The organism is Rhodococcus sp. P4_F3_2, from assembly GCF_056401335.1.
Window position 1 is genome coordinate 34,915 of the sequence record NZ_JBFUJN010000023.1, and the last position, 22,791, is coordinate 57,705.

The 22,791-nt window shown below is 62.4% G+C and carries 19 protein-coding genes and 1 tRNA gene; 3 read left to right on the forward strand and 17 right to left on the reverse strand.

Features of this window, described 5'->3' with window-relative positions:
* The first annotated feature begins 8 nt into the window (after window positions 1–8).
* From AC1DWA_RS22890 to AC1DWA_RS22900, 3 genes are read left to right on the forward strand one after another with little or no spacing between them, the layout of a single operon-like run.
* Window positions 9–1,022, forward strand: coding sequence for a Fe2+-enterobactin ABC transporter substrate-binding protein (locus tag AC1DWA_RS22890; RefSeq protein WP_029538034.1), 1,014 nt, complete (start codon window positions 9–11; stop codon window positions 1,020–1,022).
* Window positions 1,019–2,320, forward strand: a complete 1,302-nt coding sequence (gene entS / locus AC1DWA_RS22895) for an enterobactin transporter EntS (protein ID WP_477917075.1) — start codon at window positions 1,019–1,021, stop codon at window positions 2,318–2,320. Before AC1DWA_RS22890 ends, entS begins: the two co-directional genes overlap by 4 nt.
* Entirely contained in the window at window positions 2,317–3,159 is an 843-nt protein-coding gene (locus AC1DWA_RS22900) for a siderophore-interacting protein (protein ID WP_477845963.1), read from the forward strand. The genes entS and AC1DWA_RS22900 overlap by 4 nt, the downstream gene beginning before the upstream one ends.
* On the opposite strand, the gene AC1DWA_RS22905 is transcribed toward AC1DWA_RS22900, so the two are convergent.
* The 17 genes from AC1DWA_RS22905 to nuoF form a co-directional block, all read right to left on the reverse strand.
* The gene (locus AC1DWA_RS22905) at window positions 3,111–4,556 is read right to left on the reverse strand and encodes an MFS transporter (protein WP_477845964.1); all 1,446 of its coding nucleotides are present in this window, start codon (window positions 4,554–4,556) and stop codon (window positions 3,111–3,113) included. The genes AC1DWA_RS22900 and AC1DWA_RS22905 overlap by 49 nt on opposite strands.
* Window positions 4,557–5,578: 1,022 nt before the next feature.
* Entirely contained in the window at window positions 5,579–7,201 is a 1,623-nt protein-coding gene (locus AC1DWA_RS22910; protein WP_477845965.1) for an ABC transporter permease, read from the reverse strand.
* Complete coding sequence (locus AC1DWA_RS22915; protein ID WP_019748159.1) at window positions 7,198–7,989, reverse strand: ABC transporter ATP-binding protein; 792 nt, start codon at window positions 7,987–7,989, stop codon at window positions 7,198–7,200. Before AC1DWA_RS22915 ends, AC1DWA_RS22910 begins: the two co-directional genes overlap by 4 nt.
* A 121-nt stretch (window positions 7,990–8,110) precedes the next feature.
* Window positions 8,111–8,181: transfer RNA gene (locus tag AC1DWA_RS22920), tRNA-Cys, on the reverse strand.
* Window positions 8,182–8,284: 103 nt separating this feature from the next.
* Window positions 8,285–8,911, reverse strand: coding sequence for a class I SAM-dependent methyltransferase (locus AC1DWA_RS22925; RefSeq protein ID WP_020969448.1), 627 nt, complete (start codon window positions 8,909–8,911; stop codon window positions 8,285–8,287).
* A gap of 20 nt (window positions 8,912–8,931) precedes the next feature.
* The gene (locus AC1DWA_RS22930) at window positions 8,932–9,651 is read right to left on the reverse strand and encodes a hypothetical protein (RefSeq protein ID WP_099697714.1); all 720 of its coding nucleotides are present in this window, start codon (window positions 9,649–9,651) and stop codon (window positions 8,932–8,934) included.
* Window positions 9,648–10,232: an RNA polymerase sigma factor gene (locus tag AC1DWA_RS22935; protein WP_020969450.1), complete on the reverse strand. Its 585-nt coding sequence runs from the start codon at window positions 10,230–10,232 to the stop codon at window positions 9,648–9,650. The genes AC1DWA_RS22930 and AC1DWA_RS22935 overlap by 4 nt, the downstream gene beginning before the upstream one ends.
* Window positions 10,233–10,262: 30 nt before the next feature.
* Entirely contained in the window at window positions 10,263–10,946 is a 684-nt protein-coding gene (locus AC1DWA_RS22940; protein ID WP_020969451.1) for a lysoplasmalogenase family protein, read from the reverse strand.
* A 4-nt stretch (window positions 10,947–10,950) separates the two neighbouring features.
* Complete coding sequence (gene nuoN / locus AC1DWA_RS22945) at window positions 10,951–12,546, reverse strand: NADH-quinone oxidoreductase subunit NuoN (RefSeq protein WP_020969452.1); 1,596 nt, start codon at window positions 12,544–12,546, stop codon at window positions 10,951–10,953.
* Window positions 12,543–14,147, reverse strand: coding sequence for an NADH-quinone oxidoreductase subunit M (locus tag AC1DWA_RS22950; protein WP_477917077.1), 1,605 nt, complete (start codon window positions 14,145–14,147; stop codon window positions 12,543–12,545). Before AC1DWA_RS22950 ends, nuoN begins: the two co-directional genes overlap by 4 nt.
* The gene (gene nuoL / locus AC1DWA_RS22955) at window positions 14,141–16,033 is read right to left on the reverse strand and encodes an NADH-quinone oxidoreductase subunit L (protein WP_477845967.1); all 1,893 of its coding nucleotides are present in this window, start codon (window positions 16,031–16,033) and stop codon (window positions 14,141–14,143) included. Before nuoL ends, AC1DWA_RS22950 begins: the two co-directional genes overlap by 7 nt.
* Window position 16,034: 1 nt before the next feature.
* Window positions 16,035–16,334: an NADH-quinone oxidoreductase subunit NuoK gene (gene nuoK / locus AC1DWA_RS22960; RefSeq protein ID WP_003942238.1), complete on the reverse strand. Its 300-nt coding sequence runs from the start codon at window positions 16,332–16,334 to the stop codon at window positions 16,035–16,037.
* Complete coding sequence (locus tag AC1DWA_RS22965; protein WP_019748167.1) at window positions 16,331–17,128, reverse strand: NADH-quinone oxidoreductase subunit J; 798 nt, start codon at window positions 17,126–17,128, stop codon at window positions 16,331–16,333. The genes nuoK and AC1DWA_RS22965 overlap by 4 nt, the downstream gene beginning before the upstream one ends.
* The gene (gene nuoI / locus AC1DWA_RS22970) at window positions 17,125–17,727 is read right to left on the reverse strand and encodes an NADH-quinone oxidoreductase subunit NuoI (RefSeq protein WP_477845968.1); all 603 of its coding nucleotides are present in this window, start codon (window positions 17,725–17,727) and stop codon (window positions 17,125–17,127) included. Before nuoI ends, AC1DWA_RS22965 begins: the two co-directional genes overlap by 4 nt.
* Window positions 17,720–19,060 (reverse strand): NADH-quinone oxidoreductase subunit NuoH, encoded by a 1,341-nt coding sequence (gene nuoH / locus AC1DWA_RS22975; RefSeq protein WP_477845969.1) that lies wholly within the window; start codon window positions 19,058–19,060, stop codon window positions 17,720–17,722. The genes nuoI and nuoH overlap by 8 nt, the downstream gene beginning before the upstream one ends.
* Complete coding sequence (locus AC1DWA_RS22980) at window positions 19,057–21,474, reverse strand: NADH-quinone oxidoreductase subunit G (RefSeq protein ID WP_477917079.1); 2,418 nt, start codon at window positions 21,472–21,474, stop codon at window positions 19,057–19,059. Before AC1DWA_RS22980 ends, nuoH begins: the two co-directional genes overlap by 4 nt.
* On the reverse strand, window positions 21,471–22,790 hold the full coding sequence (gene nuoF / locus AC1DWA_RS22985) for an NADH-quinone oxidoreductase subunit NuoF (protein WP_019748171.1): 1,320 nt from the start codon (window positions 22,788–22,790) through the stop codon (window positions 21,471–21,473). Before nuoF ends, AC1DWA_RS22980 begins: the two co-directional genes overlap by 4 nt.
* Window position 22,791: the final 1 nt, after the last annotated feature.

Consider the following 22,791-nt stretch of genomic DNA (forward strand, 5'->3'; position numbering starts at 1 on the left):
GCTCAATGATGAAGTCCACACCGCCCCTCGCGATACGGAGTTGGCGACGATTCGTCGCCATCGCAGGGTTGCTGATCGTCGCACTCGTGGCGATGATCGGTTGCAGTAGCGATTCGAACGACGAACCGACCAAGGCTGCAGAGCCCACGACGCGCGTGATCGAAACCGAAAAGGGCTCGGTCACCGTGCCCGCGTCGGCGGAGCGCATCGTGGTTCTGAGCGGCGGTCTCGCCGGATACCTGTACGCCCTGGACGCACCGGTGGTTGCCACCGATACCCGCGTCCTCGGTGTCACGAACCTCGACGGTGGATTCCCGCCGGCATGGTCGGATGCCGCAAAGGCGCAGGGCACCAAGGAATTGCCGGCCGGCGAGCAGCTCAACATCGAAGCCGTCGCAGCGGCTGAACCCGACCTGATCATCGGCGGTGGACAGGGCATCACCTCGGTTCAGGCCGAGGAACTCTACGACCAGCTGACTGCTATCGCACCCACCGTGTTGGTCCCCAAGACGGTTGCCAACTGGGACAAGCAGCTCGAGATCGTCGCCGATGCCGCAGGTCGTTCGGACAAGGTTCCGGCACTGATCAGCGCGTACGACGACAAGGTCAAAGAGGTCAAGGGCAAGATCAAGGTTCCCGAGGGCAACGTCGTCTACATTCTCTCGCTCGCCAACAACAAGCCGTACCTCGTGCCGCCGACGGCAGCGCTCCCCGCAATGCTCGCCGAGCTCGGTTTCAAGGCCGACGACGTCATGGCCAAGGCCGGCAACCCGCAGCTCTTCGGCTCGGGTGACTCGTTCGAGGTCAGCCCGGAACTGCTCTCGCAGGTCGCCGATGCTCCTGTCGCCTTTGTGATTCCGGTGTCCGGTCGCCCGATGGCCGAACTTGCCACCGATCCGCTCTACTCGCAGCTGCCGTCCTTCAAGGCAGGCACGACGTTCGAGCTCCCCGCCACCAGCTACCGTCCTGACTACGACGGCGCAATGGCTACGCTCGACCTGATCGGCCAGACCTTCGCATGACTCGATTCGGTGGGCTGGTGATCGATGTTTCACCGTTGCGGACCTGCCGTCCATTCAGGTACGCGTTTTCCGCGCGATTGATCTCGCTGCTCGGGATCGGACTGCTCGTCGTAGCCGTTCCCGCACAGACGTACCAGCTCACCGGCTCGACCTTGCAGGTTGCCGGAGTGTCCACGGCGATGGCCATCGCCATGTTCTTCGGCAGCCTGTTCGGCGGTGTGCTCGCTGATCGTTACGACCGGCGACGCACCATCCAGTTGGCCCGCAGTGCTGCGGGTCTCGGCTTTGTCATTCTCGGGTGCAATGCGCTCTTGCCACACCCGTCGATGTGGGTCATCTACGTCGCGGCAGCCGTCGACGGCTTGGCCGGCGGTGTCAGCAGCTCGGCCTTGATGGCTTTGATGCCGACGTTGTTGCCGCGCAACAAGATGGCTGCGGCCGGCGCTTTGGTAGCGCTGACCACCGACATCGGGACGATGATCTCGCCGGCAATCGCCGGCGTGATCATCGCCTCCGGCGGCATCCCCGCGACATACTTTGTTGCTGCGGTGGCCACCGCAGCAACTGTCACGTTGTTCCAAGCCATCGGCCCTTCCCCTGCACCGGGCACGAATCACGAAAGCCCGATGCGCGCGCTTGTGACCGGCGTGAAATTCGCCGGCACGCACACAGTCATTCGCGGCATCCTGATCAGCGGACTGTTGGTCATGTTCGTCAGCGGGCCTATGGTGTTGCTGCCTGCCTTCGTCGACCAGGTTCTCGGCGGCGGACCCACCATGCTCGGTCTGCTCTACGGCGCCCCCGCTGTCGGCGCTGTGGTCGGTTCCCTCACCAGCGGGTGGACGGGACGAGTCCACCGCAACGGCGCCGCGATGTTGATCTCTGTTGCGCTGATGCCTCTCGGCCTGGTGGTACTGGGTGCGTCGGGAGCAGCGATTGTCGCGTTCCTGGGCCTGGCCGGATTCGGCCTCGGCCGCGCACTCAACGACATTCTGAGATTTGCAGTCCTTCAACAGAACACGCCGGACGAATTGCGCGGACGCGTGTCCAGTCTGTGGATGGTGCAAGCCGTCACGGGTACGGCGATCGGTTCGATGGCAGCCGGGTTCCTCGGGCAGTGGCTCGAGCCTGGCGCCGCGCTACTGGTCTTGGGGCTCGCCGGTGTGACACTGGGCCTGGTGCTCCTGGCAGCATTGGGTTCGGTGCGCCGGGTAACTTCGGAGATCAACGAAGTCGATCTCTCCGAAAACACTGTGCCGGTGGGGAATGCTCCGCCGGAAAAGGAAGGTAGTTCATGAACCGAGGAGACCACCTCGCGACCATCGCCGAAGTTCTGGCGGGAACCACCGGCGCAAAAGTGCCGTACCCCATCGGCATTCGCGAACTCGAAGTTGTTCGCAGCGAAATGGTCGGGACCGGACTGTTGCGTCTGACCTTGGGTGGACCGGAGTTGGAGGGCTTCGAATCGCACGCTCCCGACGAGCATGTCCGCCTGGTGTACCCGGATGCAGACGGAACTTTGCGTCTACCCGAACGCGACGGATTCAGCCTGAAGTGGCCTCGTCCATTGCCGATCTCGCGTGAGTACACCGTCCGTCGATACGACGCCGAGGCGGGGGAGCTGGACCTCGACTTCGCGCTCCACGAAGGTGGGTACGCCTCTGATTGGGCTCAGGCGGCCACCGTCGGCACTCGGGTGCACGTGGCAGGTCCGCCCGGCGGCGTCGTAGTTCCATGGACGTACGACCGCTATCTGCTGGCCGGTGACATCACCGCCCTTCCTGCCATTGCTCGTTGGCTCGAGATGATGCCCGCTGCTGCCGCCGGGTGGGTGTTCGTCGAGATCACCGACCCTTCACAGGAAATCGAACTCACTGTTCCGGAAGGAGTCGAGGTGCGATGGCTGCACCGCGGTGACGTCCCAGCCGGTCACTCGGATCTGCTCGAGCAGGCAGTCCGGACGGTCACCGTGCCCGAAGGTGAGCGCCTCTACGCCTGGATCTCCGGTGAGGCCACCAGTCTCAAGCCGATTCGCAGATTCGTGCGCGACGAACTCGGCCTGAGTTCGGGCGACCACCTGATCACGGGCTACTGGAAGCGCGGAGTCGCAGACTTCGACGAGGACGACGACCACTGAACATCGGTTGACGCCGGTTTCGGCATCGTCACCGCGACAACGAGTCCGACAATCGCAACGATTGCCGCCACTCCGAAAGCCGTGGCGAATGCCGAGTGCTGGGGAAGGCCGCCGGATGAAGTCGCGCTCGCGATGATCCCGGCGGCAATTTGGGTTCCCACAGCAGAACCCAGCGATCTGGCGATCGTGACTATTGCCGTCGTGACACCTACGCGGTCTGCCGGTGCGCTGTCGGCGGAGATGACGAACACTGCCGTCGACGCGGCGGCAACGCCGGTACCCGCAAGGATCAGCACCACAACGATCTGCCACATCGTGGTTGCAAAGACCCCGGCGGCGCCGCTGAGGCCGAGAGAGGCAACTCCCGCTACCGCAATGGCTTTCGTGCCGACCCGTTGCGCGAGCTTTCCGGAGATCACCGACGCGATGACCGCTGCGCCGTAGCCGACGCACAGCAGGAAGCCGATGGCGCTGGTCGACGCACCGCGGCCGAATCCGCTCTCTGCCGGCACGGCGAGTTGCTGCGGAAGTAGATAGACAACAGCGCCGTAGGTGAACCCGAAAACCACGCCGACGACCACGGCGCTCCACATCGAACGATGCCGCATCATCGTCAGGTCGACCATCGGCTCGGTTGTCCGGCTCTGATACCTGGCCCAGATCGTGAACACGGCAGCGGAAGCGAGAAGCAGCAGCATCGACGTCGGTGCGCCCCACCCGTTGCTCGATGCGCTCGCCAGCCACGCCGTCAGCGTCAACAAGCCCAGAGCCAATCCGGCAGCTCCCGGCCAATCGAGTCGGCCGCCGACGTTCGACATATGATCTCGTGGTGTGCTCACGGCAAAAGCAATTGCGCCGAGCAAAACGAACGCGGTCGGAACTGCATACATCGCGGTGCGTGAGACGTTTTCCGCGACGGGTCCCGCCAGCACGACTCCCAGAGCGCCGCCGGCCACGACGACAGCCCCGAGCAAACCCGTGGCCGTCTTGAGTCGGTCCGAGGACAAAGTGCGTCGTAGGACCACGAAGCTCACGGGCAACAACCCGAGCCCGAATCCCTGGAGAAACTGGCCGAGGACGAACAGCGGGAAGATCGTTGCAAGAGCGGACACGCTGCCGCCCAGGACGACGATTGTCGTGATCGCGAGCAAGGTGGGGCGGGCGCCGTACACGTCGGCTATTCGCCCGGCCATCGGCGTGACGAGAACAGTGCTCAACGTCAGAGCGACGGATGCGAGCGCTCCGACGTCGGCCGTCACTCCGAAGTCTCTCTGTATCAGGGGGAGTGCGGGGACGATGATGCTTTCGAGCGCGGCGACGGCAGCGATCAGCAGGGTCAGGCTTGCGATAGTTGCTACCGGTCGCGGCTGATTTCCGGAGATGCTCTCTGTGGTCATCGTGCTCTCTTTCGATCGGGGAGTGAGGGGCTTCTGGACACGACGAAGCGCCGCCCCAGCAAGAGTCCGGAAGGGTTGTGGCACTGGGTATATAGGTCAGTGCGGTAGAGCGTCTTGTTATTTCGTTACGCGTACCGTTATTGTGGAGAAATGTAATCGGATTCAGCGCACAAAGCAAGAGCCGGATGGGGCGGAATTGGCGCGAAGTATCGCGAGACCACAACCGGCAGACTTTCGCTGTTGTGGTCGGTCAGGGTCAGGTGATGTGACGATGAGGCGTATTTCTCGTCGAACATGACGCTGGTCACCAAAAGGGCTCTGCCAGCGGGGAGTTCATCTGCCGGACACATCCAAGGTCCCCGTTTGCATGCCGGGTTTGTTAGCTTTCTGCCTGTGACGCGACGTCACGGAAAGTTCACGAATCACGGAGGATCATCATGGGTTCTATTTCAACGATCATCGGCATCTTCGAGCTCTACAAGCTGCTCGAGCCGCTGCTGAGTTCGCTGAGCTGATTCAGGTGTGATTTCGCTGTCGAGCCGGGGCGCCGAGGGACTCGGCTCGGCAGCGGATCTCGAGGATCCGGCGCGATCAGGACCCGTGGAACGGATGTCGGCACCGGCAGAATTCCATCGCTCCGGTGTAGTGGTCCATCACCAGGATTTCTGCGCACCGAGCGGGCTGCGGTGCGAACCTGAGGCAGCGCTCGATCCAGCCGCGCTCGAGCGAAGGGGCCGGGTGCGCGCAGTTCCCGCATCGGCCGGGACGTTCGGCGACACGTACGGAACCGTGGTGCTCCGGGGGCATGCCAAACATCTTGGTGGTGCGATGTTTCCAGGGCAATGGTTCGGCTCGAGCGGAAGCTATGTCACGAAAGCGCGACGGCGATATGCGAGGACCGAACCCGATGAGGCTGCCCTACCTAGCTACCTGATAGATCCGATTGTCCAGACTGAGTTTTTTGGTGCAAGCTGCGGCTACTGCGCTGACGCCCAGAAATTCTCGGACTATCTGGGCAACGATCATGTGGTTGTAACCGCGAACAGAATCCGATCCGGCTCGCGTTGCATACGGGTGATCGCGACGCGGCCCCCGATCCAAGCACCAAGTGCACCAATCGCAACAGCGACAGGGATGGCGAAATAGTTCACCGGGTTTGGTAGCAGCGCCCCGAGTAGAACGCCGGGCGCCGTTGTCGCGGCGAAGATGACGATGGCGAGGATGATCAGTCCGAAGGACGAGCCGTTGAAGGACCCGCGGGTGTTGAAGGAGAACGTCTTCTTCATCTCCGGAACCGGGTAGGGCGCTTTGGCGGATATCGCCACTACCAATCCTGCACCGACTCCCATCATCGAAATGCCGACGGCGATCGGCACGGCCAGTCGGTCGGTCCCGAGGTCCCCGAAGATCCGTACAGCAGCTGTTGCGACGACCACGAAGGGTGTCATCACGATTGCCCACGCGATTTGTCGGCCCCGGACGTCAGCGGCAGCGGCTTCGGGGATCATCACCAGATGCCAGATCGATGCGCCGTCGAATCCGTACAGATTCGATCCGGCTGCCATTGCCAGGTAGATCAGGAACCAGGCACCCCATGCGGCGGAGAAGGGGATCGATGACGAGATCAGCGGTCCGAAGCCGGAGACCAAGGTCATGATGGCAACGGAGAGCAGTTGTGTTCGTCGGCGCATGTCTCCGTGCCAGAGCGAAAGCTCGCGAGAGATGACGGTGCCCAGTCGGGATGCGCGCCAACCGGTTCGAATGTCGCGGCCCTGGTTCTTCAATTGCACGGAAGTGGCGCCCGCTGATTCTGCGACCTTCCCGTTGAAGTAGCGAACGACCAGGCGTTGCCATGACCACAGCAGTGCGAGATCGACCAGCACCAGGGCGAGGACTGCTCCGGCGGCGAGGAGCCAGGCGCCTCCTGCTGCTGCGTCGACACTGGTGATTCCCCACGCGAACGGTATCGAATGCGCGACCGTGAGCGGCCACGTGACGTCGCCGTCCACGACCGTGCCGAGGCGACTCTGCAGCGGAAATTGCAGCAGATACAGTCCGCCGAAGAACGTGCCGAATACCAACAGTCCCAGTTCGCGGCTGCGACGACTCCGCAGGAGCTGCGACATCGCCAGCATCGCGACCCGTGAGGTGCCTACAATGAGCAGGACCGTTGCGGGCCAAGCGATAATGGCCAATGGCAGTGCGGCAGGGTGGTGTGTAGCGGCATAAATTGGAATCGCTGCTGCAGCCAACGCGGTAATCGGCACGGTCATACCGACCAGCGACGTCGAGAACAGTGCTCTGGCGAGTCGGACGGGTTCCAGGGGGAGTGGTTGGAACTGTCTGGGGTGAAGATTGTCATCTGACAGACCAGACATGATCGGCATCAAGATCCACATCACGCCGATAGCCGACAGTGCGAGACTGGTTGTGCCGCTGACGAGTTCGGAAGAGCTCGCGCTCGTCCCCGAGGCTTGCAGGCACAGCAGAGCTGCCCCCAGAACGCCGAAGAGTGCTGCCACGACTTTGATGACGGCTCTGCCGCCGGTGAATTGACGTTTGTAGAGGGTCACGCGCATGCGGAGAACAGTGCGCCACAGTGAGGTTGGGGCGCTGCGCGTCGTCGGCAAGCTCGTAATGCTCATGCGCGCATCCATGACAGTCCGTCGGGATTGGGACTGCGGCTGCCGACAAGGCGAACGAATGCCTCGTCGAGTGTGTTCCCTGCGCGCACCTCGTCGACCGTTCCTGAAGCCACGACGCGACCGTCTGCGATGACTCCGATGTGAGTACACAGTTGTTCGACAAGGGCCATCACGTGACTGGAAAGAATGACCGAGCCACCTGAGTGGACGAACGAGAGCAGAATGCTCCGAATTCCGGCCGAAGAAATGGGGTCGACAGCTTCGAACGGCTCATCCAGTACCAGTAAGCGAGGGCCGTGCAACAAGGCCGAGGCCAACCCGATTTTCTTCGTCATGCCCGCTGAATAATCGGCGATGACCGTTCCACCTGCATCGGCGAGATCGAGCGCGGCCAACAGTTCGTCGCGTCGTGACGCGATGACGTCCTCTGGCATGCCGCGCAGGCGTCCGAAATAGGTGAGTAGTTCATGGCCGGTGAACTGGGCGGGTAGCGCCAGACCGTCGGGTAGAACGCCGAGCAGACTCTTCGCTGCGACAGGGTCGTTCCACACGTCGTAGCCGTACACCAGGCTGCGACCGTAGTGCGGGCGAAGCAATCCGACAGCCATCGACAGTGTGGTCGTTTTTCCCGCACCGTTAGGGCCCACCAGGCCGAACAACGAACCTGAGGGCACCGCGAGGGAAAGGTCGTTCACAGCAACTTTCGCGCCGAACGCCATGCAGAGGTGTTCCACCTGTAAGGCCATTGGTCCGGGAGGCAACTGGCCTGTCTCGGGGAGAGGGTGCATCGATCGAGGGTAACTGTCCGGAGCCCTGTGCGCGGAGACGGATCGGAGCGATGCAGGCTGCGTGCACCGAATGTCATTGGTAGGTGGTTGGTCGCGGCATGAGTCGCTGGTTCGCAAGCTGAGCGGATGGCAGGAGTCGAACCTGCGTGGACGGTTTTGCAGACCGCTGCCTTGCCGCTCGGCCACACCCGCATTGATCCAATTATGTTCGTAGTGAACAACAGTCGCCAGGATTGTGATCAGGGTGAATTGATCGCCATGTGACGGGTTGTGGGGAAGGCGGTGAACTGGCGGGCTAGGCGCGGGAGAACACCGCGACCAGGAATTCGGAATTGTCCTTGAACGGGCGCAGGTCCCACGTAGACAGCAGCAGATCAGCCTCGAGGCCACTCGCGGCCGCGTCGGCGAGAAACTCGGGGAACTCGTAGCCGCGGCCGGCACCGAATCCGATGACCACTCGGCCGCTCGGAGCGAGATGACGAGCAAATCCTGACAATACTGCGTGCCTGGTTGGCGGAGCGAGAAACGCCATCACGTTGCCTGCCGACACGATGACGTCGAAATTCGCCTCGACACCGCGGGCCGGTAGATCGAGCTCGGCGAGATCGCCGACAAGCCACGTCGGGCCGGGGTGGTCCTCCTCCGCGGCAGCGATGAGAACCGGGTCAACGTCGACTCCGACAACCACATGCCCGACGTCGTGCAGATAACCGCCGAGTCGGCCCGGCCCGCACCCTGCATCGAGAACCCGGCCACCGCGTCCGAGCATCGCGTCGATCAAACGTGCTTCCCCGACAATGTCCTTGCCGTCCGCTCTCATGGAACGGAAACGCTCGACATATCGTGTGGAATGCGTCGAGTCGGCTGCAGTGATCTCTTCCCACTGGCTGGGGATGCGCTCGTTCGGGGCCTGTGCAGTCATCTTTCGAGGGTACCGACAGCTCACCGGGTGCCGACGACCGTCCCGTCTGCGGCATATCCGACGAGAGTTGGACGCGGGAAGGTGAGCGAGAGGGGAATCCATCCGTAGAAGCGGTCTTCGGCAAGAATTGTCGGATAGATTTGGCCGTCTGCGGTGTGAAGTTCGGCCCGAACGGCACCTCCCGCCCCTGCGTCGTAGGTCGCCTCGTGCGAACCGGCCTCGTACCCGGCGCCGCCCCCGAATGAATCTGCGCCGTACAAGTCGTCGTTCGATCTGCAGCCGTGTCCGAGGCTGATGAATTTCGACGGACCAACCTTGTCGGTCTCGGATGACGTCTCGAAAACCGGGGCGACGCACCTCCAGCCATCAGCGCCGTGGGCAACGAAGACGCTGAACACGGTTCCGTCAGGTCCGGGGATGGACCCGACCCGCTCGGCGGTGGACGGATCTATTCCGCCGTTGGTTCCCGGCATGGTCTGCCAACCCGTGTACATATCCGTAAACGGTTTAGGCATCATCGCCGTGGCAGCGGCGCAGCCCACCATTCCCGCTGCACAGAGCATCGCGACGAGAGCTACGGCGCCTACCCGGCGGCGTGGAACTCTGGGTGTTCCAATGTTGTTTTCGTCAGCGATGATTCGGATGCGAGCGGCAACCTGGACGTTCTCGGGCCAGAGTTCGGCGGAAAGAGAATCGGTCGGCCGCAGCTTCTCGAGGGTGGTCAGCAAATCTTTGCTCATGGAGTACTCCCGTGTTCGGCGGCAGCGCAAGGTCGGGCGGTGTTCATCGGGATCGCGGTGTCAGGTTCTGAAGCCAGCCCGGTGCTCAATCGACGCCGAGCGCGAAAGAGTCGAACATGCATGGCTGGAACCGAACACCCGGCGACCCGCGCTGCTTCGGTGGCGGTCAATCCGTCCCAGGCAGTCAGGAGTAGGGCTTCACGCTCGGTGACGGTGAGTGTTGTCAGTGCTTCGAGCAGTTCTGTGCGGTCGGTGACAGTAACGTCGGCGCCCGGCGTCGATGCCGCAATCTGTTCGATGCGTCGCATCTTCTCGGTCAACGCATCATGGCGCCGAACGCTCCGACGGTTGTTGCTCACGGTGTTTCGAGCCACCACCAACAGCCACGGAAGTGCCTGTTCGGGCACTTCGTCCAAGCGTCGCCAGGCAACGAGGAACGTCTCGGAGACAACTTCCTGTGCGCTGTGATGATCAACGTGGCGGCAGGTGTACGCGAACACCCGACCGGCGTAGGCGTCCCACAGGACGGTGAAACGCTCTTCGTCGCTCGGTGGTGGCCCGTCCTCGGATTTCGGCGTCATAAGAAGAGATGTCCGGCTGGTTGCTGATCCTTACAGCGTGGGCGCCAATGGACGGTATGCCGTGTTACTCCGGCCGAGGATTCCGACGGTCAGGAGCAACAACGCAAGGATGTACAGCGTCATGATCCAGATGCCGGCAGCGGCAGGCTGCCACTTGTTCGCCTGACCGAGCAGGATCAGGGCGTCAGAGGTGAGGAACAGTGCGCCGCCGATACCGGTGGTCGTGTTGTAGGCCAGTGCGGTGGACGCGGTTCCCACCAGGATTGCGGCGTACACAGGGACGGCAATCCGAAGTGCCGGTTCGAGACCGGTCCAGGCGTACGACACAAGGGCAATTCCGGCAACGGCGTACGCGCACAAAAACCATGGCCGCCTTCGTATCTCCCGAAGAGCGCCGTGCGAGAGAAAGAATCGGATGAAACAGACGTGACCGATCGCGAAGGCGGCCATCCCGATGACAAACGTGGAGTCCCAGATCAGGAACAGGTCTCCGAAAGCGCAGGCAATCAGCGCAGCAGCAACAATCCTCGGTCCGCCTTGGTCGACAACCCAGGCAGCCAGAATCGGCGCGAGCATGACCTTGGTGATCCCGTCCCAGGGCGCAGCATCAGCGGCATTCAGGATCAGATGAAGAATCGCTACCGCGGAAAACCCGACAAACCATGGCGACCGGAAGGTACTCGGCAGTCCGGCGTCGCCAACAGATTCACGCATCGGCTCAGTGCACGAAGTCCGCTGCACGCTCGGCGAGATCGAGCGCCGGCTGGGGGAGTATGCCGAGGATGAGCGTTACACCGGCGCCGAGGCCGATCACACTGCTGGTCAGTGCACTTGGCACCACGACGGTCGGTGCGTCTTCCGCCGATTCGGTGAAGAACATCAACACGATCACTCGCACGTAGAAGTAGGCGGCGATCGCGCTGCACAGGACGCCGACGATCACGAGAGGCGCGGCCCCACCCTCGGCGGCCGCGCTGAACACCGCGAACTTTCCGATGAACCCACTGGTCAACGGAATCCCGGCGAAAGCCAACAGGAACAGTGCAAACACAACGCCGACCAATGGTGAGCGTCTGCCCAATCCGGCCCAGCGCGACAGTGCGGCGACCTCACCGTCAGCGTCCCGGACCACACTGACGACGGCGAACGCACCCACGGTGCTGAATCCGTAAGCCAGAAGATAGAACATCGACGAGGCGAGGCCGGCATCCGAGTCGGCCACCACGGCGGTCAGAATGAATCCGGTGTGCGCGATAGCCGAATAGGCCAGCATTCGCTTCATATCCGTCTGCGTCACGGCAACGATCGATCCGACAACCATCGTGAGAATCGCGACCGCCCACATCAGAGGGCGCCAGTTCACGTATTCATTGGGCAGGGCCACGTAGAAGACGCGAAGGATGGCGCCGAACGCGGCAATCTTGGTCGCAGTCGCCATGAAACTGGTGATCGGCGTCGGCGCCCCTTGATAGACGTCGGGAATCCACGAATGAAACGGCACTGCACCGACTTTGAACAGCAACCCCACTGCCACCAGGGCCGTTCCGAGCCAGAGGAAGGCGTCGGTGCCCGACCCGATGCGTGCTGCGTCGGCGATACCGGAGAGCGTGACCGTCCCGGCATAGCCGTACAGCAACGCAATTCCGAAAACGAAGAACGCCGACGAAAATGCCCCGAGCAGAAAGTACTTGAGCGCAGCTTCCTGGGAGAGCAGGCGACGTCTGCGTGCCAGACCGCACAGGAGATACAGAGGCAGTGAGAACACTTCGAGCGCAACGAACATCGTCAGTAGATCGTTCGAAGCCGGAAACAACAACATACCGCCGACCGCAAAGAGCGTGAGCGGAAAGACTTCGGTCTGGGCGATACCGACCTTCACTGCTTCTTGCTCCGCAACACTTCCCGGGACGCTCGACGCTTGAGGGGTGAAACTGCCGAGCGCGTCATGTTGCGCAATCACTTCGGCAGTGTTGCCCGAGCCTCGCTCGGCAATCAGCAGTACCGCGGGGATCGACACAAGAAGGATCGTGGCCTGCAAGAACAGCGTCGGTCCGTCGACCGCAACAGAACCCATCATCGCCGTCGACCGCGTGCCGGCGAGCAGAAGCACTGCCACGAACGCAGCCGCCAAACCTCCGACACCGAGAACGAGTTGCACTGGGTACCGAATACGCCGGGGTGCAAAGGCTTCGATGAGTACCCCGACCACCGCAACACCGAACACGATCAACATCGGCGCGAGCAGGCTGTATTCGATACTGGGTGATGCCGCGTCGGCCGAGCCGAGGATGGTCACGTCGTTGAAGGAACTCATTTGTGGACACCTCCTTCGTGGTCGGCGACGAGCGGCGTCGGTGCCTCGTAGACGACCGTGTGGCTCACTGCGGGAGTGATGACGTCCAAGGCAGGCTTGGGGTAGATGCCGAGGAGCAGGAGGAGTGCGATCAGAGGGGCGACCACCACGAGTTCGCGTCGCGCGAGGTCGCGGATCGTTCCCTGCCCTTCCTTCACCGGTCCGCCCATCATGCGCTGATAGAGCCAGAGTATGTAGATCGCGGACAGTACAAGCGCGACAGTCGCCGCGATAGCGGCCACGTGGTAGCGCGAGTACGTTCCGATCAGCACCAGGAACTCACTGACGAACGGCGCGAGACCCGGCAGCRACAGTGTTGCCAACCCTGCAACGAGGAATGTGCCGGCCAGGACGGGTGCGACTTTCTGGACGCCGCCGTACGCCGAGATAGATCGTGTACCTCGCTGCGAGACCAGGAAGCCCGCAATCAAGAACAGCGCGGCGGTGGAGATTCCGTGATTGACCATGTACAGCGCGGAACCTGCCTGGCTCTGGCTGGTCATCGCGAAGATTCCGAGAATGATGAAGCCGAAGTGTGAAATCGACGTGTAGGCGATCAGTCGCATGACGTCTGTCTGCGCGATCGCCAGTATTGCGCCGTAGACGATCCCGATCACGGCGAGCGTGATGATCCACGGTGCAAAAGTCGACGACGACTCCGGGAACAGTTGCAGGCAGTAGCGAATCATCGCGAAGGTGCCTACCTTGTCCACGACCGCCATCATCAACACTGCTGTCGACGGAGTCGATTCCACCGCGGAGTCCGGCAACCAACTGTGCAGCGGCCAGAGCGGTGCCTTGACCGCGAACGCGAACATGAATCCGAGGAACAAGGCGTTGAGCACCCCGGGTCCGACGCCGAGTTCACCGCTGCTCGCCGCGGACGCGATCGCTCGGAAGTCGAAAGTGCCGCTGGTGAAGGGACTCTCGTCGCGCGTGGTGACCACGTACAGGCCGATGACCGCAGCGAGCATAACCAGGCCGCCGAGGAGGTTGTAGAGCAGAAACTTCACGGCGGCCCGCGATCGGCCAACTCCACCGAACCCGCCGATGAGGAAATACATCGGTATCAGCATTGCCTCGAAGAAAATATAGAACAGGAGAATATCCAAGGCGCTGAACGAAATCATCACCATGGACTCGACAACAAGGATCAGCGCGAAATAGGTGTGCGGCATCCGCTTGGGTGATGCCGGGTCCGCGGGGACGTCGTTCCAGCCCGCGATCAGTAGCAATGGCACCAGCACTGCGGTGAGAAGAACCAGAACGAGTGCGATGCCGTCAAGTCCGAGTGTGTAGCTGGTACCGAAAGCCGGTATCCAGCTGTGGCTTTCGACGAACTGAAACTGCTCGCCGCCGCGGTCGAACGCAACTCCGAGACCGGCGGCGATCACCAGGACTGCCACGGACACTGCCAGCGCGAGAGATTTGGCAAATTGGTACGACCGTGCAGGCAGAGCGAGGACAACACCCGCTCCGATGAGCGGAAGCAGCCAGAGCGCCGTCAGCGCAGGGAAGCCGGCATTGGTCACAGAGTCGCTCACCGCCGCTTCGATCACCACAGTGTCACCGCCATCATTGTCGCGACCACGAGTGTTGCTCCGACAAACATCACCAGCGCGTACGAACGAACGAACCCGGTCTGCAGCTTCCGCGTGAGCGTGGACAACCCGGTGACGACCACCGCAAAGCTACCCACGACGCCGCCTATTCCCTTGGTGTCGACCACTTCCAGCGACTTGGTAAGTTGTTGTCCCGGCTTCATGAACACCGCCTCGTTGAAGGCGTCACCGTACAGATCACGGCGAGCCGCAACGGTCAACGGAGAAACCGGAGTCGGTGCCACCACGGGAATCTCCCGTGTGGCGTACTCGCGATAAGCAATCGCGACGCCGGCGGCAACTGCGAGCAGCGCCAGCGCGGTGATCGACCATGCGGGTATCGGCGGTTCGACGTGATGGGCGCCGACAACCGGTTCCAGCCAGTTCTGCAAGCTGGACCCGATGGTCAGGAGCATGCCGGCCCCGACGGATCCCACCGCCAGAATGATCATCGGAGACGTCATCACCGCCGGAGATTCGTGAGGTTTCTGGTTCTCCCAGCGGGCCTTCCCGAAGAAGGTCATCAGCATCACGCGGCTCATGTAGAAGGCAGTGAGCGCCGCACCCAAGAGCGTGACGATGCCAAGCACAACACCCTTGACGCCGCCCTCGCCGATTGCAACCTCGATGATCTTGTCCTTGGAGAAGAACCCGGCAAATGGCGGAACACCGATGATGGCAAGATATCCGAGCCCGAACGTGACAAAAGTCAGTGGCATGAACGCCCGGAGTCCGCCGTAGCGCCGCATGTCGGTTTCGTCGTTCATCGCGTGCATCACGGAGCCGGCGCCGAGGAACAGGCCCGCCTTGAAGAATCCGTGGGTGATCAGATGAAGGATTGCGAAGGCGTATCCGGCTGGTCCGAGACCCGCGGCCAGGACCATGTATCCGATCTGACTCATGGTCGATGCGGCGAGCGCTTTCTTGATGTCGTCCTTCGCGCAGCCGATGATCGCACCGAACAGGAGCGTCACGGCACCGACGATGACAACCACGAGTTGAGCGTCGGGCGCGAGATCGAAGATCGGATTGGAGCGCACGATCAGGTAGACGCCGGCGGTGACCATCGTGGCCGCGTGAATCAGAGCCGAAACGGGGGTAGGGCCCTCCATCGCGTCGCCGAGCCACGACTGCAGCGGCACTTGCGCCGACTTCGCGCACGCAGCGAGGAGGAGCATCAGACCGATCGCCGTCAGGACACCTTCGCTTGCGCCGGACGCGTCGCCGAAGACATTGCTGAACGAGAGCGAGCCGAATGTGCTGAACATCAACATCATTGCGATCATCAACCCGATGTCGCCCACCCGATTGACGACAAAAGCCTTCTTGGCAGCAGTCGCCGCCGACGGCTTGTGCTGCCAGAAGCCGATCAGCAGGTATGACGCCAAACCGACACCTTCCCAGCCGACGTAGAGTCCGAGGAAGTTGTCGGCGAGCACCAGAAGCAGCATTGCAGCGAGGAAAAGATTGAGGTACGCGAAGAACTTACGACGCTCGGGGTCGTGCGCCATGTATCCGACCGAGTAGATGTGAATCAGCGAACCTACACCGGTGATGAGCAGAACGAAACACATCGACAGTTGGTCCAGTTGCAGTCCGAACTCGACCTGAAGACTGTCGACCGGGACCCAACTGAACAGGTGCTCGGTGACGGTGCGGTCGGCGGTGTCGCGGCCGAGCATGGCGATGAAAAACACCACTGCGACGACAAACGACGCGATAGCCATGACGCAGGCAAGCAGGTGACCCCACGCGTTCGTGCGACGACCGGCCAGCATAAGAACAGCCGCGCCGCACAGCGGCAGGGCGGGGAGCAACCAGATGGCGGACGTGATTCCTCCTGACATATCAGTACTTCAGCAGGTCTGCGTCGTCGACGGATACAGAACGCCGAGATCGGAAGATGATCATGATGATTGCCAGGCCGACGACTACTTCGGCCGCAGCGACCACCATCGTGAAGAAGGCGAAGATCTGGCCGTCCAGATTGCCGTGCATGCGCGCGAAGGTTACGAACGCCAAGTTGGCGGCGTTGAGCATCAATTCGATACACATGAACACCACGATGGCGTTGCGGCGCAGGAGGACTCCTGCAGCTCCGATCGTGAACAACAGGACGGACAGATACAGATAGTTCTCGGGATTCATCGCTGAGTCTCCTCACCGGTGCTCGGATCCGGGGAACGTGGAGTGAGCGCGCTGCTGACCGAGAGCGTCGAGAACGTTCCGTCCGGCAACAAGGCCGGCATGTCCACTGCGTTGTGACGTGCGTACACGCCGGGACTGGGGAGTGGAGTGGCCGAGCCCTTTTCGGGATTGTCTTCATCGCTGCCCAGGTACGCGAATCGTTGCTTGGAGAGTTCGCGTTGGCTGAGTGTGGCTCCGATCTTCTCCCGGTGTGCGAGCATCATTGCGCCGAGTGTCGCCGTGATCAGCAGCGCGCCGGTCAGTTCGAAGGCCCAGACGTAGCGGATGAAGATGAGATCGGCGAGTGCGTCGATGTTGCCCTGGTCGAGTCCGGTGAATCCGGTGAAGCCCGAGATCGACGCATTTCCGAGGCCGCCGATAAGGAGTAGCCCGAATCCGACGCCGATCACGATCGCGCTGACTCGTTGTCCGCGTAGCGTTTCGACCAGGGAGTCCGAAGAATCCACGCCCACCAGCATCAGGACGAACAAGAACAACATCATCACCGCGCCGGTATAGACGACGATCTGGACGACACCCAGGAACAGCGCGCCCTGGACGATGTAGAACACGGCCAGGATGATCATCGTCATCGCAAGGAAGAGTGCAGAGTAGACGGCCTTGGGCGCGGCGACGACACCCAAAGCGCTGATCACCGCAAGGGTTCCGAGGATCCAGAACTGCACCGCCTCGCCGGTGGAGGTCGATGTCATCGTTCCCTCCGCCAGGATCGTGGTCGTGACCGCCGCGATCATTTCTCGGTCTCCGGGTTCGGCTCTCGCTCGGATACTGCTTGTTCGGGTGCTGCTTGTTCGGGTGCTGCTTGTTCGGGTGCTGCTTGTTCGGGTACTGCTGTGATGTCGCCGCGGTAGTAGTCGTCCTGAGTTGTGCCGGGACGCAGCGCGTGTGGTGGCGCTGTCATGTCGGGTTTCAGGGGCGCGAGCAGTCGGTCCTTCTCGTAGATCAATCCAGCTCGATTGTCGTCGACCATCTCGTACTCGTTGGTCATCGTGAGGGCCCGAGTGGGGCAGGCCTCGACGCAGAGGCCGCAGCCGATGCACCGCAGGTAGTTGATCTGATACACCTGCCCGTAGCGCTCACCGGGGGAGAACCGTTCTTCTTCGGTGTTGTCAGCACCCTCGACATAGATCGCGTCGGCGGGGCAGGCCCAGGCACACAGTTCGCAACCGATGCACTTCTCGAGTCCGTCCGCATACCGGTTGAGTTGATGGCGACCGTGGTATCCGGGCGCGGTGGGGCGCTTCTCCTCCGGATAGAACTCGGTCTCGGGTTTCTTGAACATGGTCGAGAGCGTCACTCCGAAACCCGCGATAGGTCCGAGGAATTCAGGCATGGGAGTCCTCCGATGTGTCGGAAACATCTGTGCGTCGCGGCGGTGGCACGTTCTGACCAGGCAGTTTTTGACCAGGCAGTTTTTGACCAGGCAGCGGTGGAACCGGGAAGCCGCCCGACATTGGATCGAAAGGCAAGGTCCCCGAAGCGGTGACCAACGCGGCAGTTCGGCGTCGGCCGCGGTAAGTCCCGGCCAACACGATCAGGAGCGCAGCTCCGAGAACCAGTGCGACGCAGAGAAGTACGACCCAGGTGTTGTAGCCCTCGTTGCGGAACGCACGAACGGTCGCGATCACCATCACCCATACCAAAGCTGCTGGGATCAATACCTTCCAGCCGAGATTCATGAACTGGTCGTAGCGCAATCGAGGAAGCGTGCTGCGCAACCAGATGAAGACGAAGAGGAAGCCCCACACTTTCGCGACAAACCACAGCACCGGCCACCAACCGGAATTGGCGCCGTCCCAAAGATTGAACGGGAACGGTGCGTGCCACCCGCCCAGAAACAGCGTGGTGGCCAGAGCGGACACCGTCACCATGTTCACGTACTCGGCCAGCATGAACATCGCGAACTTGAGGGAGGAGTACTCGGTGTGGAACCCACCTACCAGCTCACCCTCGGCCTCGGGAAGGTCGAAGGGAGCCCTGTTGGTTTCGCCGACCATGGCTGTCACGTAGATCAGGAAGGACGGCAGGAGGAGAAAGACGTACCAGGCTCCCTGTTGGGCGTCGACGATGCCGGACGTGGACATCGTGCCGGCGTAGAGGAAAACGGCAGCGAAAGACAGGCCCATCGCTACCTCGTACGAGATGACCTGAGCGGTCGATCGAAGTGCGCCCAGTAGGGGATACGTCGATCCCGAAGACCAGCCGGCAAGGACGATCCCGTACACACCGATAGAAGTGACGGCCAGGATGTACAGAACGCCGACCGGTAGATCGGTCAGTTGCAGGGGTGACCGGGTTCCGAAAATCGACACCTGTGGACCGAACGGGATGACAGCAAACGCCATGAAGGCGGGCACGACCGCGATGACGGGCGCGAGGAGGTAAATCGGTTTGTCGGCGCCGGTCGGTGTGATGCCCTCCTTGAGGGCGAGCTTGATTCCGTCAGCGAGGCTCTGGAGCATTCCACGGGGGCCGACGCGGTTCGGTCCGACACGCATCTGCATGCGTGCCATGACCTTTCGTTCCGCGTAGATCGCCACCAGCGGGGTGAGTACGAGGAACACGAAGATTGCGAGAGCCTTGCCGATCACCAACCACCACGGGTCGTGCCCGAACGCCGACAGGTCGACCGGAGCTGCGACCGTCCCGTACTCGTGGGTGTTCATTGCGCTCCCGCCTTCGCAATCTTCACCACGGACCCCGCGGTGACGCAGAGCGTTTCGTAGATCGTGCTACCCGGTGAATTGAGCGGGAGCCAGACTGTTCGAGGCGGGAGGTCGGTGATCTCCAACGGTAATGTGATGGAACCGGATTCAGTCGACACCGCAACGTGATCGCCGTTGTCGGCGCCGATCTCGGCAGCGGTCTCGGCCGACAAACGCACGAGCGACGGCCGTGCCGTACCCGCCAGGTTGGGCTCGCCGTCTTGCAATCGCCCGTTGTCGAGCAACATTCGCCAACTCGACAACACTGCCTCGCCCAGTGCCGGTGTGGGCATGGTGCCTGACGGGACCTGAGGCGAGTTGGGGCGCGATCCGGACCACGCGCCGAGGCGGTGTATCTCCGAGCGTGCGGAATCTGCGTCGGGTAGGCCCAGATCGATGCCCATCTCGGCTGCGATCGCGTGGAGAACGCGCTGATCCGGCATTACTCCTGTCGTTCTCAACGCGGTGTCGAACACGCGCTCGCGGCCTTCCCAGTCGAGGAAGGTTCCGGGCTTCTCGGCGACCGGTGCCACCGGGAAGACGACGTCGGCGAGTTCGGTGACTCCGCTGTGACGGATCTCCAAACTCACAACGAACCCTGCGGCTTCGAYCGCGGCCCTTGCCTTCGCCGGGTTCGGGAGATCACTCAACTCGACGCCGCCGACAAGAAGCGCAGCAGTCGTCTGCCCCGGATCCAGCAGACTCGCGGCGTCGCGACCGTCGGATGCCGGGATGGAGGCCCCCCACACCGATTCCACCTCCTGACGTGCTGCCGGGTCCGCAACGGGGCGTCCGCCGGGAAGCAATCCCGGTAGCGCGCCGGCCTCGACGGCGCCGCGATCACCAGCGCGGCGTGGTACCCAAGCCAAAGAAGCTCCCGTCGATTCGGCGAGTCGCAGCGCCGCGGCGAAGCCGCCTGCTACCGCACTCAGTCGCTCACCCAGCAGGATCACAGCACCGGGCTGCCGGAGGAGCTGACCCTCCTCACTGCTGGGGTGGGACAACGAATTCATCAGAGCTGCTTCACTTCCGGGTACGGTCCGAAGTAGACCACCGCCCATCTTCTGCAGGCCGCGCGTAGCGAATGGCGCGCTGGAGAGCACCGTCGTCTTGCCGAAACGTGCGGCCTTGCGCAGTCGCAGGAAGATGATCGGTGACTCCTCCTCGGGCTCGAGAGCTACCAGCAACGCGGTCGGGGCAGATTCGAGGTCCTGGTACGTCACCGACCCTTCAAGTGTGCGGCCCGCGACGTGAGCTGAGAGGAAATCTTCCTCTTCGGCTGAGTGAGCGCGGATTCGGAAATCGATGTTGTTGGTAGCGAGAGCAACTCGCGCGAACTTACCGTAGGCGTAGGCGTCCTCCAAGGTAGAGCGTCCGCCGACGAGTACGCCTGCGTCACCGCGGGTCTGCGCGAAGGATCGCGCAACGAGGTCGAGTGCCATGGGCCACGACGCCGGAATCAATTCGCCGTCAGCGTTGCGGATCAGGGGAGTGGTGATCCGATCACCTTGGGTCGTGTACGTGAAAGCGAAGCGCCCCTTGTCGCAGTTCCATTCCTCGTTGACGTCGGGGTCGTCCCCGGCGAGACGACGGAGAACCTTTCCGCGACGGTGGTCGGTGCGCTGAGCACATCCGTCGGCGCAGTGTTCACACACGCTGGGGCTGGACACCAGATCGAACGGTCGCGCCCGGAATCGGTATGCCGTACTGGTGAGCGCGCCGACCGGGCAAACCTGGATGGTGTTGCCCGAGAAGTAGGACTCGAAGGGCTCGTTGGCGTAGATCCCGACCTGTTGAAGCGCGCCGCGCTCGAGGAGATCGATGAACGGGTCGCCGGCGATCTGACTCGAGAATCGCGTGCACCTGGCGCAGAGGACACAACGCTCGCGGTCGAGGAGGATCTCGGACGAGAGGGGGATGGGCTTGGGGTAGGTCCTTTTCTCCTCACCGAACCGGGATTCGGTGCGACCGGTCGACATCGCCTGGTTCTGGAGCGGACACTCGCCGCCCTTGTCGCACACGGGGCAGTCCAGAGGGTGGTTGATGAGCAGGAGTTCCATCACCCCGCGTTGCGCCTTCTCGGCCACAGGCGACGTGAGCTGTGTGGTGACGACCATTCCGTCCGCAACCGGTGTCGTGCAGGACGCCACCGGCTTGCGTTGACCTTCGACTTCCACGATGCACTGGCGGCAAGCACCGACCGGGTCCAGAAGAGGATGATCGCAGAACCGCGGAATCTGGGTGCCGATCATCTCCGCAGCGCGAATGATCAACGTGCCCTGGGGGACCTGGAGTTCCCGGCCGTCGATGGTGAGGGTGACGAGTTCGGTCGGCGGTGCCGCATCGGTTCCAGTGGTGGCGTCGGCTGCAGTCATGAGACGAACGCTCCTGTCGCGAGAACGGACCGGTGAGGATCGAACGGGCATCCGTTCCCGTCGAAATGCGCTACGTATTCCTCGCGGAAGTACTTCAAGGAAGACATGATCGGGCTGGTCGCTCCATCACCCAACGCGCAGAAGGACTTTCCGAGGATCGTGTCCGAGATATCGAGAAGTTTGGTGAGATCGGCCTCGGTTCCTGTTCCGCCTTCGAGCCGACGCAGGATCTGCACCAGCCAGTACGTGCCCTCGCGGCACGGCGTGCATTTACCGCAGGATTCGTGAGCGTAGAACTCGGTCCATCGCAACACCGCACGCACGATGCAGGTTGTCTCGTCGAATATCTGCAAGGCCTTGGTACCGAGCATGGATCCCGCGGCGCCGACGCCCTCGTAGTCGAGTGGGACATCGAGATGTTCGTCGGTGAAGATCGGTGTCGAGGATCCGCCGGGAGTCCAGAATTTGAGGGTGTGTCCAGCGCGGACCCCACCTGCGTATTCGAGCAGCTCGCGCAAGGTGATCCCGAGTTCAGCCTCGTACTGGCCGGGGGTGGTGACATGACCCGAGAGCGAATACAGCGTGAATCCCGGTGACTTCTCACTTCCCATCGATCGGAACCACTCCGGGCCGCCCAGGACGATCGACGGAACACTCGCGATGGACTCGACGTTGTTGACGACGGTCGGGCAGGCATAGAGACCGGCGACAGCGGGGAACGGCGGCCGCAGTCGAGGCTGACCGCGTCGTCCCTCCAACGAATCGAGGAGGGCCGTCTCTTCCCCACAGATATAGGCGCCGGCTCCGGCATGGACGACGAGATCCAGATCGAAACCCGAACCGAGGACGTTGCGGCCCAGATATCCGGCCGCGTAAGCCTCGGCGACAGCGGTCTGCAGGCGTCGCAGAACCGGGACAACCTCACCTCTGACGTAGATGAACGCCTTCGCTGCTCGAATTGCGTACGCCGCGATGATCACTCCCTCCACCAACGTGTGTGGGGTCGCCATCATCAACGGCATGTCCTTGCATGTGCCCGGTTCGGACTCGTCGGCATTGACGACGAGGTAGTGAGGCTTGCCGTCTCCTGGCTTGTCTTCGGAGACCTGGGGGATGAAGCTCCACTTGAGGCCTGTCGGGAAGCCCGCGCCGCCACGTCCGCGCAGGCCCGCGTCCTTGACGGTTTCGATCACGGCGTCGGGGGGCGTGGCCAGCGCTTTGCGCAGCGCCTGGTAGCCGTCGCGGCGAAGGTAGCTGTCGAGGGTCCATGAATTCGGTTGATCCCAGTATCGACTCAGGACGGGGGCGAGTGTCATG

What these genes read in the sequence shown, in the direction of transcription:
- AC1DWA_RS22890 (WP_029538034.1), top strand. Translation starts at nt 9, where the DNA reads ATGAAGTCCACACCGCCCCTCGCGATACGGAGTTGGCGACGATTCGTC.
- entS (WP_477917075.1), top strand. Translation starts at nt 1,019, where the DNA reads ATGACTCGATTCGGTGGGCTGGTGATCGATGTTTCACCGTTGCGGACC.
- AC1DWA_RS22900 (WP_477845963.1), top strand. Translation starts at nt 2,317, where the DNA reads ATGAACCGAGGAGACCACCTCGCGACCATCGCCGAAGTTCTGGCGGGA.
- AC1DWA_RS22905 (WP_477845964.1), bottom strand. Translation starts at nt 4,556, where the DNA reads ATGACCACAGAGAGCATCTCCGGAAATCAGCCGCGACCGGTAGCAACT.
- AC1DWA_RS22910 (WP_477845965.1), bottom strand. Translation starts at nt 7,201, where the DNA reads ATGAGCATTACGAGCTTGCCGACGACGCGCAGCGCCCCAACCTCACTG.
- AC1DWA_RS22915 (WP_019748159.1), bottom strand. Translation starts at nt 7,989, where the DNA reads ATGCACCCTCTCCCCGAGACAGGCCAGTTGCCTCCCGGACCAATGGCC.
- AC1DWA_RS22925 (WP_020969448.1), bottom strand. Translation starts at nt 8,911, where the DNA reads ATGACTGCACAGGCCCCGAACGAGCGCATCCCCAGCCAGTGGGAAGAG.
- AC1DWA_RS22930 (WP_099697714.1), bottom strand. Translation starts at nt 9,651, where the DNA reads ATGAGCAAAGATTTGCTGACCACCCTCGAGAAGCTGCGGCCGACCGAT.
- AC1DWA_RS22935 (WP_020969450.1), bottom strand. Translation starts at nt 10,232, where the DNA reads ATGACGCCGAAATCCGAGGACGGGCCACCACCGAGCGACGAAGAGCGT.
- AC1DWA_RS22940 (WP_020969451.1), bottom strand. Translation starts at nt 10,946, where the DNA reads ATGCGTGAATCTGTTGGCGACGCCGGACTGCCGAGTACCTTCCGGTCG.
- nuoN (WP_020969452.1), bottom strand. Translation starts at nt 12,546, where the DNA reads ATGAGTTCCTTCAACGACGTGACCATCCTCGGCTCGGCCGACGCGGCA.
- nuoL (WP_477845967.1), bottom strand. Translation starts at nt 16,033, where the DNA reads ATGTCAGGAGGAATCACGTCCGCCATCTGGTTGCTCCCCGCCCTGCCG.
- nuoK (WP_003942238.1), bottom strand. Translation starts at nt 16,334, where the DNA reads ATGAATCCCGAGAACTATCTGTATCTGTCCGTCCTGTTGTTCACGATC.
- AC1DWA_RS22965 (WP_019748167.1), bottom strand. Translation starts at nt 17,128, where the DNA reads ATGATCGCGGCGGTCACGACCACGATCCTGGCGGAGGGAACGATGACA.
- nuoI (WP_477845968.1), bottom strand. Translation starts at nt 17,727, where the DNA reads ATGCCTGAATTCCTCGGACCTATCGCGGGTTTCGGAGTGACGCTCTCG.
- nuoH (WP_477845969.1), bottom strand. Translation starts at nt 19,060, where the DNA reads ATGAACACCCACGAGTACGGGACGGTCGCAGCTCCGGTCGACCTGTCG.
- nuoF (WP_019748171.1), bottom strand. Translation starts at nt 22,790, where the DNA reads ATGACACTCGCCCCCGTCCTGAGTCGATACTGGGATCAACCGAATTCA.